At 72.0% G+C, this 14,739-nt stretch carries 13 protein-coding genes; 7 read left to right on the top strand and 6 right to left on the bottom strand.

What is annotated here, in order from left to right:
- Positions 1–59 precede the first annotated feature (59 nt).
- Together ABZ860_RS37830 and ABZ860_RS37825 are read right to left on the bottom strand one after the other, a co-directional pair.
- On the bottom strand, positions 60–1,046 hold the full coding sequence (locus ABZ860_RS37830) for an alpha/beta hydrolase (protein WP_357230001.1): 987 nt from the start codon (positions 1,044–1,046) through the stop codon (positions 60–62).
- Between the two features lie 227 nt (positions 1,047–1,273).
- On the bottom strand, positions 1,274–3,274 hold the full coding sequence (locus ABZ860_RS37825; RefSeq protein WP_357229999.1) for an erythromycin esterase family protein: 2,001 nt from the start codon (positions 3,272–3,274) through the stop codon (positions 1,274–1,276).
- Positions 3,275–3,429: 155 nt separating this feature from the next.
- On the opposite strand from ABZ860_RS37825, the gene ABZ860_RS37820 reads away from it, so the two are divergent.
- From ABZ860_RS37820 to ABZ860_RS37790, 7 genes are all read left to right on the top strand, one after another.
- Complete coding sequence (locus ABZ860_RS37820; RefSeq protein ID WP_357229997.1) at positions 3,430–4,119, top strand: TetR/AcrR family transcriptional regulator; 690 nt, start codon at positions 3,430–3,432, stop codon at positions 4,117–4,119.
- Between the two features lie 86 nt (positions 4,120–4,205).
- A complete protein-coding gene (locus ABZ860_RS37815) occupies positions 4,206–5,579 on the top strand; it encodes a hypothetical protein (protein ID WP_357229995.1) in 1,374 nt (457 codons plus the stop codon).
- 184 nt (positions 5,580–5,763) lie between these two features.
- Positions 5,764–6,504, top strand: a complete 741-nt coding sequence (locus ABZ860_RS37810) for an SRPBCC family protein (protein WP_357229993.1) — start codon at positions 5,764–5,766, stop codon at positions 6,502–6,504.
- 9 nt (positions 6,505–6,513) lie between these two features.
- Entirely contained in the window at positions 6,514–7,683 is a 1,170-nt protein-coding gene (locus ABZ860_RS37805) for a zinc-dependent alcohol dehydrogenase (RefSeq protein ID WP_357229991.1), read from the top strand.
- A gap of 90 nt (positions 7,684–7,773) precedes the next feature.
- Complete coding sequence (locus ABZ860_RS37800; protein ID WP_357229989.1) at positions 7,774–8,373, top strand: sulfite oxidase-like oxidoreductase; 600 nt, start codon at positions 7,774–7,776, stop codon at positions 8,371–8,373.
- Positions 8,366–9,061, top strand: a complete 696-nt coding sequence (locus ABZ860_RS37795) for a ferredoxin reductase (RefSeq protein ID WP_357229987.1) — start codon at positions 8,366–8,368, stop codon at positions 9,059–9,061. The genes ABZ860_RS37800 and ABZ860_RS37795 overlap by 8 nt, the downstream gene beginning before the upstream one ends.
- A gap of 1 nt (position 9,062) precedes the next feature.
- Positions 9,063–9,383, top strand: coding sequence for a DUF6510 family protein (locus ABZ860_RS37790; protein ID WP_357229985.1), 321 nt, complete (start codon positions 9,063–9,065; stop codon positions 9,381–9,383).
- Positions 9,384–9,431: 48 nt separating this feature from the next.
- On the opposite strand, the gene ABZ860_RS37785 is transcribed toward ABZ860_RS37790, so the two are convergent.
- The 4 genes from ABZ860_RS37785 to ABZ860_RS37770 are packed head-to-tail and all read right to left on the bottom strand — an operon-like array spanning position 9,432 to position 14,662.
- Positions 9,432–11,498, bottom strand: coding sequence for a sugar-binding domain-containing protein (locus ABZ860_RS37785; protein ID WP_357229983.1), 2,067 nt, complete (start codon positions 11,496–11,498; stop codon positions 9,432–9,434).
- A gap of 28 nt (positions 11,499–11,526) precedes the next feature.
- The gene (locus ABZ860_RS37780; protein WP_357229981.1) at positions 11,527–12,369 is read right to left on the bottom strand and encodes a carbohydrate ABC transporter permease; all 843 of its coding nucleotides are present in this window, start codon (positions 12,367–12,369) and stop codon (positions 11,527–11,529) included.
- A complete protein-coding gene (locus ABZ860_RS37775; protein ID WP_285786069.1) occupies positions 12,366–13,292 on the bottom strand; it encodes a sugar ABC transporter permease in 927 nt (308 codons plus the stop codon). Before ABZ860_RS37775 ends, ABZ860_RS37780 begins: the two co-directional genes overlap by 4 nt.
- Positions 13,292–14,662, bottom strand: a complete 1,371-nt coding sequence (locus tag ABZ860_RS37770) for an extracellular solute-binding protein (RefSeq protein ID WP_357229979.1) — start codon at positions 14,660–14,662, stop codon at positions 13,292–13,294. The genes ABZ860_RS37775 and ABZ860_RS37770 overlap by 1 nt, the downstream gene beginning before the upstream one ends.
- Positions 14,663–14,739: the final 77 nt, after the last annotated feature.

Here is a 14,739-nt window from a genome sequence, read left to right as displayed (position 1 = left end):
CGGCCCGCAAGGGCCGGCCCTGACGTGCACATGTCCGAAGCGAGCAGCCGAGCGGGCGCTCAGGCGGGCAGGGAGGCGAGCCAGCCGGTGAGGATCTCGTTGACCTCGTCGCGGCGTTCCTGCTGGATCCAGTGGCCGCAGCCGTCGAGTACGTGCGAGGAGACCAGACCCGGCAGGGTGACCGGGTAGGCCGCGATGGCATCGGCCATCCAGGTGGTGGAGGCGTCCAGCGCGCCGCCGACGAACAGCGACGGCTGCGTGATCGGAGCGCCGTCGAAGCCGGCGAGGTCCTCCCAGTCCCGGTCCATGGCGCGGTAGCGGTTCAGCGCCCCGGTCAGGCCGGTCCTTTCGAACTCGGCCGCGTAGGCGTCGAGATCGTCGGCACTGAGCCAGGCGGGCAGCCGGCCGGCGGGGAAGCGGTCACGCAACCTCCCGCCCCGGGACACGAAGTGCGGGTCCGGGGCGCCGGCGGGCGGCATGGTGTCGGCCGACAGGGCGGCGTACAAGCCCGCGAGCCAGCCGCGGACGTCCGGCTCGATCTCGGCCTCGGCCCGGCCGGGCTCCTGGAAGTAGCTCACGTAGAACTCCTCCTCTCCGCCCATCCGCGCGAACACCTCGCTGGGCCGCGGCCCGCCGCGCGGGGCGTACGGCACGCTCAGCAAGCCGACCGCGCGGAAGACCTCGGGCCTCACGAGGGCGGAGTCGGCGGCGATCGTCGCGCCCCAGTCGTGGCCCACGATCACCGCCGTCCGCTCGCCCAGGGCGCGCACGACGGCGACGTTGTCCTCGACCAGCTCCAGCATCCGGTACGCCGACACGTCGGCGGGCTTGGAGGAGCGGCCGTAGCCCCGGACGTCCAGGGCGACGGCCCGGTAACCGGCCGCGGCCAGCACCGGCAGCTGGTGGCGCCAGGAGTACCAGGACTCGGGGAACCCGTGCACCAGCAGCACCAGCGGCCCGGAGCCCTGCTCCACCAGGTGGATGCGACCGGCGGGAGACGGGACCAGACGATGTGTGAGCGCCGCGGCGGGAGCGGTCTGCGCCATCGATTCCTCCAAAACTCCTGGTGAATTCCTGCGTGGACTGGTGGATTCCTGCGTGGATCATCCACCGTGCCGTGCCGCCGCCGTGAATCGTGTTGCCGTTCCGGCAAACCGCTCCGGGCCCCGAGACGACGTCAGGGGGGCCGGTCGACGCGACCGGCCCCCTGACGCTCGCCGAGCCGGCCGTTCAGGCGTCTTCGCGGTTGGGTCACCGCCGCGCCGTCCGGGTCTCAGACCGCCACCGGGTAGGTCTCCGGGACCTCTCCGCGCTCCCAGCGGGCCGTACGCTCCAGGGGCTCCAGCGCGCCGGTCTCGTCGATGTGGATCACCGCGTCGAACTGGTCGGACAGGCGGGTCTGGAAGTAGTGGCTCTGCCGTTCCGTGCCCGGACGGTAGACGACGCCGATGGCCCGTTCGAGCAGCGCCCTGCGCAGCAGGTCCGCCGCGTCGGCCGAACGCGCGAAGTCGACCAGGAACTCCTTGTGCCCGACCTCGTGGAACAGCTCCTCGACCGAGTCGGGCAGCGCCGGGCGCACGTTCTTCCGGTCGGCCGGGCGGCCCCAGTCGTCGGCCGCCGTGACGGTGCCGGTGTAGGTGGTGAAACCGATGAGCCGGCAGTCCTCCGGGTTGTGCTCGCGCACCAGCCGGCCGAGGTTGAGCTCGCCGCGCGCGCCCATCTCCGTCGCCCGCGCGTCGCCGAGGTGGGAGTTGTGCGCCCACACCACGATCCTCGCCGGCTCGCCGCGCTGCCAGCCGAGGTGCTCGGCCAGCGCGAACAGTGTGTCGGCCATGTGCCGGTCGCGCAGGTTCCACGACGACACCCGGCCGCCGAACATCGTGCGGTAGTACCGCTCCGCGGCCGCCACCACCGCCGCGTTCCGCTCGGCGTGGAAGAACTCGTCCTCGCCGAGCAGTCCCTGTGCCCGCTGGTAGCGCAGCGCGTTGCGCTGGAGGTCGACGAGCTGGTCGATCACCCGCCGCTCGCACGACTCCCCCGCGCCGTAGGCGGCGGCGAAGCCGTACGCCTGCCCGTCGTCGCCGTCGCTGTGGTCGAAGCAGGAGTAGCGGCCGCGGGCCCGTTCCGCCGCGCCCGGGTCCACCTTCTCCAGGTAGGCGACGACCTCGTCGGCGGACCGGTGCAGGCTGTAGAGGTCGAGGCCGTAGAACCCGGTCCGCGCCCGCTCGTCGAGCCGCTCGTTGTGCTCGCGCAGCCACCCGGCGAACTCCAGCACGTCCGCGTTGCGCCACATCCAGGACGGGAAGCGTTCGAAGCCGCGCAGCGCCTCCTCGGCGGTCGCGTCGTCGCCGCGCCCCCGCACGTACCGGTTCACCCGGTACGCGTCGGGCCAGTCGGCCTCCACCGCCACGGCGACGAAACCTTTCTCCTCGATGAGCCGCCGCGTCATGCGGGCGCGCGCGGCGTAGAACTCGTGGGTGCCGTGCGACGCCTCGCCGATCAGTACGAACCGCGCGTCGCCGACGATGTCGAACAGCACCTCGTCCGAGGGGGCGCCGTCCTGCGCGGGCACGAGCTCCGAGCGCAGGATCGCGAGGTCGGTGCGGGCGGGCGGGGCCCCGGCCCGCGCCGAGGCCGCGGCACGGAGGAGCCTGCGCACCTCCTCGTCGGCGGTCTGGGTAAAGTTCCAGTACGACTCCCCCACAGAGAAGAACGGCGTGGGCGTGGTCGCGCAGACGGCCTCGTCCACCAGGGTGGACAGCTCCTGGCAGGTGGACTCGGGCGCGGCGGGCACGGCGACCACGATCCTGGCCGGCTCCCGCTGCCGGACCGCGCGGACGGCGGCGCGCATGCTCGCCCCGGTCGCCAGCCCGTCGTCGACCAAGATGACGATCTTGCCGTGCAGGTCCGCGGCGGGCGCGTCGCCCCGGTAGGCCCGCTCCCGCCTCGCCAGCTCGCGCGCCTCCCGCTCGGCGACCTGCCGGATGCTGTCGGGCTGGAGGCCGAGCCCGCGCACGACGTCCTCGTCGATCGCGATCACCCCGCCGCCGGCGATCGCCCCCATGGCGAGCTCCTCGCGGCCGGGCGTGCCGAGCTTGCGCACCAGGAACAGCTCGAGCGGGTGGCCGAGGCCGGTCGCCACCTCGTACGCCACCGGCATGCCGCCGCGCGACAGGCCGAGGACGACGACGCCGGGCAGCCCACGGTAGTGGCCGAGAAGTCCCGCGAGCACCCGGCCCGCGTCCCGGCGATCCGAAAACAGGCGATCAGTCATGAGCCTCGCCTCCCGGTCGCGCAGCCGCATACCCCCCTCCCGGCAGCGCAAACCGCGTTCTGCCGATCGCCCGGGCCGAGCGTTTCCGGGACATTGATACGACTCACTGGATATTTCCAGTAGCTGGAAGAGTCCATGCGGTGTAGATTCGGGCCGTGCAGGAGTCGCGTCGCGAACGCAAGAAGCGGCTGACCAGGCAGCGGATCGCCGCCGCGGCCATGAAGCTGTTCCACGAGCAGGGATACGAGCAGACCACGGTCGCGCAGATCGCCGTGGCGGCGGACGTCGACCCCAAGACGTTCTTCAACTACTTCCGCAGCAAGGACGAGGTGGTGCTCGCCGACACCGAGCACATATTCGATCTGCTGCTCGGGACACTCGCGGAACGACGGCCGCAGGAGGGGCCCGGCGAGTTGCTGGCGAGGATGGTCCAGGAGTACGCCACCCGCCGCCGGCCGGCCGTGCCGCGCAAGGAGCCCGAGGAGTTGTCGGCGGCGACCCGGCTGGTGCTGACGACACCGGCGCTCCAGGCCAAGGGCCTGTACCTGATGATGGATCTGCAGCGGCGGATCGCCGGCGAGCTCATGAAGGCGTTCCCCGGCCGGCTGGATCCGATCACGGCGGCGGCGATGACCGGATCCCTCATCGGCGCCATCCAGCAGGCGAGCCTGGCGAGCGTCGAGCTCGGCCGATCCCAGGACGAGCTGTGGGAGGCGGCGCGGCACGGCCTCGGCATCGCCCTGCACGGTCTGCTCTCGGTGCGGCCGGACACCATGCGGCCGGACACCATGCGGCCGGACACCATGCGACCGGACACCGTGCGGCCGGACACCGGCGCTCCGTGACGCGCTTCCGGCGAGTCGTCCACCCGACTGGGAGCGGCGTCCGCTGATCCGCGCGGAGTCCCCTCGAGAGAAAGGAACGGCCCACCATGCCCGAAAGCGTGCGGCGACTCGCGCGCGACGCGCAGCGCGTCCTGCGGCAGGGTCCCGAGGCGATCAGGCAGCGGCAACGCGCCCGCCTGGCCGAGATCGTGGCCTACGCTCGCGCCCGCTCGCCGTACTTACGCGAGTTATACCGGGCGCTGCCGGAAGAGGTCGCCGACCCTGCGCTCCTTCCGGTCACCGACAAGAAGACGCTGATGGCCCGCTTCGACGAGTGGGTCACCGACCGGAACGTGACGCTCGAGAAGGCCCAAGCGTTCGTGGCCGACCCGGCTCTCGTGGGTGAGCGGTTCCAGGGGCGTTACCTCGTGACCACCACCTCCGGCACCAGCGGCGTGCGAGGCATCTTCCTGCAGGACGAGGGGAGCGTGGCCGTGAGCAACGCCGTCGGACGGCGGGCCCGCGCCGGCTTGGGAGCCCGGGACGTCCTCCGCCTCCTGCGCGGCGCCGGCCGTACGGCCATCGTCACCGCACCCGGCGGCCACTTCGCCACCGTCGCCTCGGCGGCGCGGTTCCGCCGGGACCACCCACGGCTCGGCTGGATGCTGCGAGAGTTCTCGATACACCAGCCGCTCGCCGACCTGGCCGCCGAGCTCAACCGGTACAAGCCCAGCTCACTCACCGGCTTCTCCGGGATGCTCGGGCTGCTGGCCGGGGAGCAGGAGGCCGGCCGCCTGCGCATTCATCCGGGGATGATCATCGCGGGCGGTGAGGCGCTGACGGCGGACAACCGCGCCCGGATCGCCCGCGCGTTCCACGCCCAGGTCCGCTCCGCCTACGCCGCCACCGAATGCGGCTTCCTCGCGTACGGCTGCGCGGACAACTGGCTCCACGTCAACAGCGACTGGGCCGTGCTGGAGCCGGTCGACGCCGATTACCGGCCCGTCCCGCCAGGTCAGCCGTCGCACACGGTACTGCTGACCAACCTCGCCAACCAGGTCCAGCCCATCCTGCGCTACGACCTGGGCGACAACGTCCTGCTGCGCCCCGAACCCTGCCCGTGCGGCAGCCCGCTGCCCGCTGTCCGGGTGCAGGGCCGCGCGGCCGAAATGCTCGTCTTCCCCACCGGCCGCGGCGAGCACGCCGGCATCTCCCCGATGCTCTTCGGCACTCTGCTGGACCGTCTTCCCGGCATCGAGCAGTTCCAGCTCGTCCAGACCGCCTCCACGACACTGCGCGTACGCCTGAAGCCCGCGCACGGCGCCGACCCCGAGTCCGTGTGGCAGGCGGTGCGCGACGAGATCGGCCGGCTGCTGGCCGAGCACAATGCCGGCCACGTCACGCTCGAACGCGCCGAGGAGCCGCCCGAGCAGTCGCCCGGCGGCAAGTTCCGCAGGGTCATTCCCCTGCAAAGGCCCTGAACGAGACGACACGGCCCGCTTGCGACCGTCCCCCGGCCATCGGGAGGAGCAGCGGGTCCCGTGCCGCCGAGCGCGTCGCGGGGGTGTCGGGTCGCGAATCGCGGGTACGGCCCTATGAACGCTTCGTCACCGTCTATCACTGATCATCACGTACGTCCCGAGCGGGGAGCGAGGCGAAGCCGACATGACCGGAGAACGACAGCGCGCATCCGAGCGGCTCTCCCGGGCGCTGTCCGGCGCGATGGAACGGATGGGTCCCGCCCTCGGACGCGTACGGCTCGCCACGCCGTCGGCCCTCCGGCGGTTCGGCCCCCCGGCGGCGGTGGCGGGAGCGGTCGCCGCGGCCACCGGAGCCGGTGCGTACGCGGCGGCGCGGGCATGCGGGAGGCGTCCCGACGCCGGGCCGGGCGAGGGCCTGGACCTGCACGCCGCCGTCACGGTGAAACGCCCCCGCGACCAGGTGTACCGGTTCTGGCACCGGTTCGAGCGGCTGCCGGCCTTCATGGCGCGCGTGGAATCGGTGACGACGGCCGACGGCGTCACCCACTGGACGGCCAGGGGCCCCGCCGGGAAGGCGGTCGAGTGGGACGCGGAGATCGTCGAGGATGTCCGGGACGAAGTGATCTCCTGGCGCTCGACGGGCACCACGCTGGTCCCGAACAGCGGAACGGTGCGGTTCGGCGAGGCGCCCGGCGGGCGCGGCACCGAGGTGCGGGTGCACCTGCGGTACGACCCGCCCGGAGGCAGGGCCGGCCTCGCCGTCGCCAGGCTCCTGGGCGAGCACCCCGAGCAGCAGGTGCGCGACGACCTGCGCCGGTTCAAGCAGGTCATGGAGACCGGCGAGGTCGTCCGGTCGGAGGGCGGCCGGGAAGGGACGCGGGCGCTGCGCCGGCTGAGACGGCGCCCGGCCCGGCCGGCGCGGTGAGGAGTCGCCATGAAGGCCAACTGCTGGATGGGCCGCGGCACCGTCGAGGTCCGCGAGGTGCCCGACCCGCGGATCCTGAACGGTCACGACGCCGTCGTGCGGGTCACCTCCACCGCCGTCTGCGGCTCCGACCTCCACCTGTACGACGGCCTGGTCCCCACGATGAGGAAGGGCGACATCCTCGGCCACGAGTTCATGGGGGAGGTCGTGGAGGTGGGTCCCGACGTGCGCGACCTTCACGTCGGCGACCGCGTGGTCGTCCCGTTCTCGATCGCCTGCGGCCGCTGCGCCTCCTGCGGGCTCGGCCTGTATTCCGTGTGCGAGAACTCCAATCCGAACGCCGGCCTGGCGGAGAGGTTCCTGGGCCACTCCCCGGCCGGCGCCTTCGGCTACTCCCACATGCTGGGCGGCTACCCCGGCGGCCAGGCGGAGTACGCCCGCGTGCCGTTCGCGGACGTCGGGCCGATCAGGATCGAGGACGGGCTGGCGGACGAGCAGGTGCTGTTCCTGTCCGACATCCTGCCCACCGGATGGATGGGCGCCGAGATGTGCGACATCAGGCCCGGCGACGTCATCGCCGTGTGGGGGGCGGGACCGGTCGGGCAGTTCGCGGTGGCCGGCGCCTATCTCATGGGCGCGGAGCGGGTCGTCTGCATCGACCGCTTCGCCTACCGCCTGCGGATCGCCGAGCGCGCGGGCGCGACGACGCTCGACTACGGGGAGGTCGACGTCAGGGACGCCCTGCTCGACCTGACCGCGGGCCGCGGACCTGACGCGTGCATCGACGCCGTCGGCATGGAGGCCCACTACGCCAGCCCGGCGCTGTACGCCTACGACCGCACCAAGCAGGCGGCCCGCCTGGAGACCGACCGGCCGTACGCCCTGCGCGAGGCCGTCATGTGCTGCAGGAACGGCGGGATCGTGGCGGTGCTGGGGCTCTACGCCGGCTTCCTCGACAAGTTCCCGATGGGCGCGGTCATGAACCGGTCGCTGACGCTGAAGGCCGGCCGGTGCCACGTGCAGCGCTACCTGAAGCCGCTGCTCGCGCGGATCCGCGAGGGCGACATCGACCCGAGTTTCGTGATCACTCACCGCCTGCCGCTCGACGAGGCTCCGCGCGGCTACCGGCTGTTCAGGGACAAGCAGGACGAGTGCAACAAGGTCGTCCTGACGCCCTGATCGGGTTTCGGGAGGCGCGCGGCGGCCCCGGTGGTTCTGTACAGCGCCCCCGGACGCTGCGGGAATCCGGGCGGACTCTACGATCCTGCGGTGACCACCTTCACCCGCGGGTTCCGCGGCAGACGCAGGGGCGAGGACGACCGGCTCCCGCCCGGCCAGTACCTCACCGAGGACTTCCCCGTGCTGTCGGCCGGGCCCACGCCGCACGTGCCGCTCGACCGGTGGGAGTTCACGATCGACACCGAGGCCGGGCAGACGCACCGGTGGACATGGCAGGAGCTGACGGCGCTGCCGTACGAGGAGCCGGCCGTCGACATCCACTGCGTGACCAGCTGGTCCAAGCTCGGCACCACCTGGCGGGGCGTCTCCCTCGACGTGCTCTTCGAGGACGTCGAGACGACGGCGGACTACGCGCTCGTCCACTCCTACGGCGGCTACACGACGAACCTGCCGCTCGACGACCTGCTGGACGGCAAGGCGTGGATCGCCTACCGCTACGAGGGCGAGGAGCTGGCGCCGAGCCACGGCGGGCCGGCCAGGCTGCTGGTGCCGCACCTGTACTTCTGGAAGTCGGCCAAGTGGGTGCGCGGCATCCGGCTGCTGACCGAGGACTGGCCGGGGTTCTGGGAGACCGCGGGCTACCACAACTACGGCGACCCGTGGCGCGAGCAGCGCTACGCCGATGACTAGGTGGCGCGCCGCGCGCCTGGTCAAGGTGCGCGACGAGAACCCGACCGCCCGCACGCTGGTCTTCGACGTGCCCGGCTGGCCGGGCCACCTGGCCGGCCAGCACGTCGACGTCAAGCTCACCGCCGATGACGGCTACTCCGCCCGCCGCAGCTACTCCCTCGCCGGGCCGGAGGGCGTGGAGCTGACCGTGCAGCGGGTGCCCGACGGCGAGGTCTCGCCGTACCTCACCCTGGACATGGAGCCCGGCGACGAGCTGGAGCTGCGCGGCCCGGTGGGCGGCTGGTTCGTCTGGCGCCCGGACGGCCCCGCGCCGGTGCTGCTGGTCGCGGGCGGCGCGGGCATCGTGCCGCTGATGGCCATGATCAGGGCCCGCCGCGCCGCCGGCGCGGACACGCCGTTCCGGCTGGTCTACGCCATGCGGTCGCCCGAGCGGCTCTGCTACGCCGACGAGCTGCTGCGCCCGGATCCGGGCGTGTCGGTCACGCTCGCCTACACGCGCCGGGCCCCCGAGGGGCACCCGCGGCCGCCCGGCCGCCTCACCGCCGCCGATCTCGGCCCGTACGGCGAGGCCGACTGCTACGTGTGCGGCCCGACCGGCTTCGTGGAGGCCGCGGCGGCGCTCCTGGTGGGGCTCGGCCACGACCCCGCCCGCATCAAGACCGAACGCTTCGGCCCCACGGGAGACTGACATGCAGGCCGACCACCTCGACGGGAACGCCCTGGCCGGTCCGCTGGCCGAGATCTTCACGGCCGACGTCTCGGCCGCCGTCGGCCGCTGCGCCGCGTGCGGCCTGACCGGGCCTGTGGCCGCACTACGCGTGTACGACCGGGCTCCCGGCCTCGTGGCCCGCTGCCCGGGATGCGAGGAGGTCGTGCTGCGCCTGGTCCGGAGCCCGGACGCGGCCTGGCTCGACCTGCGGGGCGCCGTCTCCCTGCGCATCCCCCTGGGCGGCACGAGCCCGGGCGCGGTCGCCGCGGACGAGGGCGGCGAGCCCGGCGCGGACCGATGACGATCGGGCCGGCAGCCGGAGTGGCCCGGCTGCCGGCGCACTCGCATGTCAGGGGCGGGCCTGCGCGTCGTCTCCGATGACGAGGTCGGTGTGGGTGTCCACGTCCAGGGCGGAGCGGGCGACGACGCCCCCGTCGCCGACCAGAGCGATGTGCAGCCGCCCGCTGGTCCAGCCGTCCGGAAGCACGGCGCGGACCTCGGTGGGCGCGCCGAGCAGGAAGGGCTTCGCCTCCGCGGCGGGGCCCGGCTCCCAGGAACCCATGAGCGCGGCGTCCTCGGGGGCGGGACCGAAGACCGGGGTCCAGGCGGTGTGCAGGCGGCCGGTCACGGGCTCGACGCCGTGGTGGGAGACCCGCACGCCGACGGCGACCTCGCGCGACGTGCTGAGCAGGTCGCGGCCGGGCGCGACCGGCACGACGTCGAGCACGAGCGTCGTGGTGGCGTTGACATGGGCCGGGTTCACGCCGGCCAGATCCTTGGGGCGGCGTTCGAAGTCGAGCAGTCCGGCCGACTCGTGCTCGATGTCGTACAGCTCCGTGTAGACATACCCGGCCAGCCGGTCGTGGCGGCGCAGCTCCTGGGTCTGCCAGCGCAGATGCCAGGCGCGTTCCACCGAGGTGAAGCCGCCGCCGTACTCGCTGTTCAGGTTGGGCAGGCCGCGTAGGGGCTGGGCCGGCGTGCCGGCGAGCTTCTTGCGCACCACGAAGTCGGGGCCGAGCCGCACGGGGAAGTCGTCCTGCTCGCCGTTGAGCAGCGCGGCCACGGTCCTGCCCCACGACGCAGCGGACTCGTCGTAGTAGTGCCAGTCGAGCAGGTCGGTCCTGACGTGGGTCCAGCCGGAGTTGTCCACGGCGGGCCGGGTCGCGTCGAGGCTCTTGAGCAGGTCGTATGCCCGGGCAGCCGCCTGCTGCTTGGCGGGGTCGCCTGGGATGTCCCAGTCCAGGCCCCACTCCTCGTTGTAGAGGCCCCAGATGACGATCGCCGGGGAGTTGCCGTCACGCTCGACCATGGGAGCGATCTGCTCCTCGAAGGCGGCCACGGACTCGGGTGAGAAGCGTCCGGTGGCGGCGGGTTCGGCCCAGACCAGCATGCCGAGGGTGTCGGCGTGGTGGACGAAGCGGGGATCCTCCAGCTTCAGATGCTTGCGCACCAGGTTGTACCCCGCGGCGGCGGCCAGTTCGATGTCGCGGCGCAGCGCGGCGTCGTCCGGGGCCGTGATGCCGGTGCGCGGCCAGTAGCCCTGGTCGAGCACGCCGCGTACGAACAGCCGGCGGCCGTTGAGGTACAGATCCTCCCCCACCACGTCGATCGTGCGCAGCCCGGTGTATCCGGCGACCCGGTCGACACCGGCGGGCGAGACGAGCTCGGCGTCCACGTGGTAGAGGTGCGGGTCGTCCGGCGACCACAGCCGCGGCTCCTCGATCGGCAGCTCCACCCGCACCGGCCCGTGGCCGACCGGTACCTCGATCGACGGGCCGCACCCGCGCACGGACAGGCGCAACCGGGTCTCCGCCACCGGGCCCTCGAGGTAGCCCTCGATGCGGGCCTCGGCCACGATGCCGGTCAGGCCCTCCGCGGGGCGCAGCTTCAGCGCGGCCAGGTACGTGGCCGGCCGCGCCTCCATCCAGACGCTCTGCCAGATGCCCGACGAGGCGGTGAAGCACACGCCGTCGAAGTCGTCGCGGGGAACGCTGCGCTGCTTGCCGTGCGCGATGTCCCGCTTGTCGAGCGGCGCGGCGACCCGCACCACGATCTCCTGTTCGCCCTCGCGCAGCGCCTCGGTGACGTCGGCCTCGAACGGCGTGTAACCGCCGCGGTGCGCGGCCACCTCGACGCCGTTGACCCACACGGTGGCCTCGTGGTGCACGGCGCCGAAGTGGAGCACGACCCGCTGCCCCGCCCAGGACGCGGGCACGGTGACGCGGCGGCGATACCAGGCCACGGGCAGCCAGTGGGCCTCGACGCCGGAGGCGGGTGTCTCCCAGGCGAAGGGCACGGTGATGGTCCGATTCCAGCCCTGCTCGGTGTCGGCCCGGAAGTCCCACTCGCCGTTGAGGCTTGACCAGGAGTGCGATCGGTCGAAGTGGGGCCGGGGGTATTCCGCGCGCGGGGTCATGGTGCTCCGTTTCATGAGAGATGCCTGGTCAGCCTTTGACGCTGCCGGCGAGGATGCCGTTGATGAAGTGGCGCTGGAGGAGGACGAAGATCACCAGGAGCGGCAGCATGGCGATGCTGCCCGCGGCGAGCAACTCGCCCCAGACGGTGGCGAAGTCCGCGCCGATCCGGTTGCCGGTGACGTTCTGCGCCAGCGTGGACAGCACCACCTGGAGCGTCTGGTGCGAGGTGTCGTTGACGGCGACGACCGGCCAGACGAAGTCGTTGTAGATGTTCATCGTGGTCAGCACGGCCAGCGCGGCCAGCCCGGGGCGGATCACCGGAAGCACGACCCTGGCGAAGACGCCGAACTCGCTCGCGCCGTCCACGCGCCCGGCGTCGATCAGCTCGTCGGGGATGGCGGCGATGGTCTGGCGCATCCAGAAGATGCTGAACGCGTCGATGCTGCCCGGCAGGATCAGCGCCTGGTAGGTGTTGACCCAGCCGAGGGCGCTCATCTCCAGCAGCAGCGGGATGATCAGCACCAGGGTCGGCAGCATGAGGGTGAGCAGCACGATCCCGAACAGCAGGTTCTTGCCGGGGAAGGCGTACTTGGCGAAGGCGTATCCGGCCAGCGGGCAGAAGAACATCGTCATCGCGCCCTTGACGGCCAGCACCAGCGCGGTATTCGCGAAGCCGGTGCCGATCGGCACGTCGGCGAACATCGCCCTGTAGTTGTCCAGCGTGACGGGCCCCGGCGAGAGGGGATCGGTGATGATCTCGGCGGCCGGCTTGAGCGAGGAGCTGACCGCCCACCAGATCGGGTAGAGGAACGCCGCGGCGAGCAGCGCCAGCAGGGCGTACTGCACCGGGCCCGGCCTGGTCTGGTTCATGACACCTCGTCTTTCGGGCGCAGCAGCCTGACCGCGCCGAGGGACAGCCCGAAGACCAGCAGCACCAGGAGGAACGAGTTCGCGGCGCCGGTGCCCAGGTCGGAGGCGGTGATGTGGTCGTAGAGGTAGAGCCCGGCGGTGGTGGTCGAGCCGTACGGGCCGCCTTCGGTGACCACGAAGGGCTCGGCGAACATCTGGAACACGGCGAGGGTCTGCACGACCACGAGGAAGGCCATGCTCCGGCGCACCAGCGGGACGGTCAGCGACCAGAACTGCCGCCGGCGAGAGGCCCCGTCGATGGCGGCGGCCTCGTACACGGCGGCCGGCACGGCCTGCAGCCCGGCCAGCAGGATGATGATCGCAAAGCCGGTCGTCTTCCACAGGAACAGCAGCGCCAGCGTCGGCTTGGACCACGCCGTCGAGGTCAGCCACCCCACGTCGGGCAGTCCCACGAGGTTGAGCAGGTGGTTGACCAGGCCGTAGTCCTGGTCGAACACGACGATCCAGACCTGTGCCATGGCCACCAGCGGGGTCACGAACGGCGCGAGGAAGGCCACTCTGAACAGCCCGCGCAACCGCAGCTTCGCGTTCGCCAGCAGCACCGCGCCGGCGAGCCCGGCCACGATCTGGATCGGCACGATGAGCAGCCACATCACCGCGCTGTTGCCGAGTGAGGCCCAGAACTCCGGGCTGGTCAGCAGGTAGGCGTAGTTGCCCAGGCCGACCCAGGTGGCCGCGCCGGCGCCGTGCCAGCGGGTGAAGCTGAGCTGCAGCGCGAAGACAAGCGGGTAGATCCCGAAGGCGGCGAAGACCAGGAAGAACGGGGCGACGAACAGGTACGGCGACAGCCGGGTGCCGCGACGCGACCTCGGCCGCGCGCCGGCGGCCCGCCCGGACCTCGCCATCGTGGTGAGAGCCGACATCAGGAGCGGTCGATCAGGTTGCGCTGGATCTTGTCTGCCGACTCGCCGATCACGTCGTCGGGCGACATGGCGCCGTCCATGAGGCGCTGCATGTTGTCGCCCAGGTAGTCCACCGACTTGGCCCACCACGCCGGGATCGGCGCCGCGGCCGGGATAGTGGCGGCGGCCTCGACGGCGACCTTCCACAGGTCCTGCCCGCCAAGGGCGTCGATCGGCTGGAACAGCGGCTTGGCGGGGTCGAGCGCGGGCGTGAAACCGGGGATCGAGGTCGACAGGCCTCCGGGGTACACGCTGCTCGGGCCGTACAGCGCGGTGTATCCGGGCTCCTTGAAGCACAGGAACTCGTACAGCAGCCAGGCCAGCTCCGGGTTCTTGGCCTTGGCCGGGATGACGAAGCTGCTGCCGCCCATGGCGCCGCTGCGCGGGCCGCCCGGCGTCCAGGCCGGGAGCGGAGCCGCCCGCCACTTACCCCTGGTGGCCTTGAGAAGCTGCTGCGGCGCGAAGGACCACCAGATCGCCCACGGCACGAACACCTGCTGGCCGCCGTCGAGTGTGTTGACGTCGGCGGGCTCCAGGTAGGGCGCCCGGGTGGCGAGCCCGTCCTTGACCGCGGTCTGGATCCAGCTGAAGATCCGCCGGTACTCCGCCGAGTCCAGCCGCAGCTTGCCCTGCGTGTCGGTGAGGCTCGTGCCCTGCTGGTTTGCCAGCATCTCGAGCCACAGCTGGCCGAGGAACGGGTTCTTGTCCAGGTGGATGGGCCTGGTCTTCGGGAACTTGTCCTGGACCGTCCTGGCCGCGGTCAGCAGGTCGTCGTAGGTCGCCAGCCCGGCGGGATCGACCCCGGCCTCCTGGAGGATGTCCTCCCGATACCACAGCAGCCCGGGGTCGAGATCCCAGGGCACTCCGTAGATCTTGCCCGCCACGTTGTTCACCGACAGCTTGTACGGCGCGATCCGGTCCCGGTAGGGCGCGATCAGGTCGGAGAGGTCATAGAGGTGCTCGGCCTGCCCGCCGATCTTGGCGTCGTCCCAGAAGCTGCCGTCGGGCACGTCCGTGCCGCTGATCAGCGTGTTGGCCAGCTTGGCGTCGATGTCCACGGCCATGTGGTTGACCTTGACGCCCGGGTACGCCTCGCGGAACCTGCCGATCGCCGCGTCGAACACCTTGAACAGGTCGCCGGAGCGGTTCCAGACGGTGATCTCGCCCTTGGCCGCCGCCGCGGAGGCGGAGGGCTTGGCCAGCCTGCTCGGCGCCGCCGCTCCGCCCGTGCCGGGAGCGCAGGCGGTCAGCGCGCCGCCCGCGGCGGCGAGGGCTCCGAGGCCGAGGGCTCCCTTGAGAAACCCGCGGCGATCCATGGGGGATGGGGTCATCTAAGTACTCCTCGCCGTCTGGGAAAAGACGCTGTGAGGGCTCTGCAACGATGCAGACATAGTGCATGCTTGTCTGC

The organism is Microbispora sp. NPDC046973, assembly GCF_040644495.1.
Lineage (GTDB): Bacteria > Actinomycetota > Actinomycetes > Streptosporangiales > Streptosporangiaceae > Microbispora.
The sequence above is the reverse complement of the archived record's forward strand: the minus strand, read 5'-3'. Positions and strand labels throughout refer to the sequence as shown.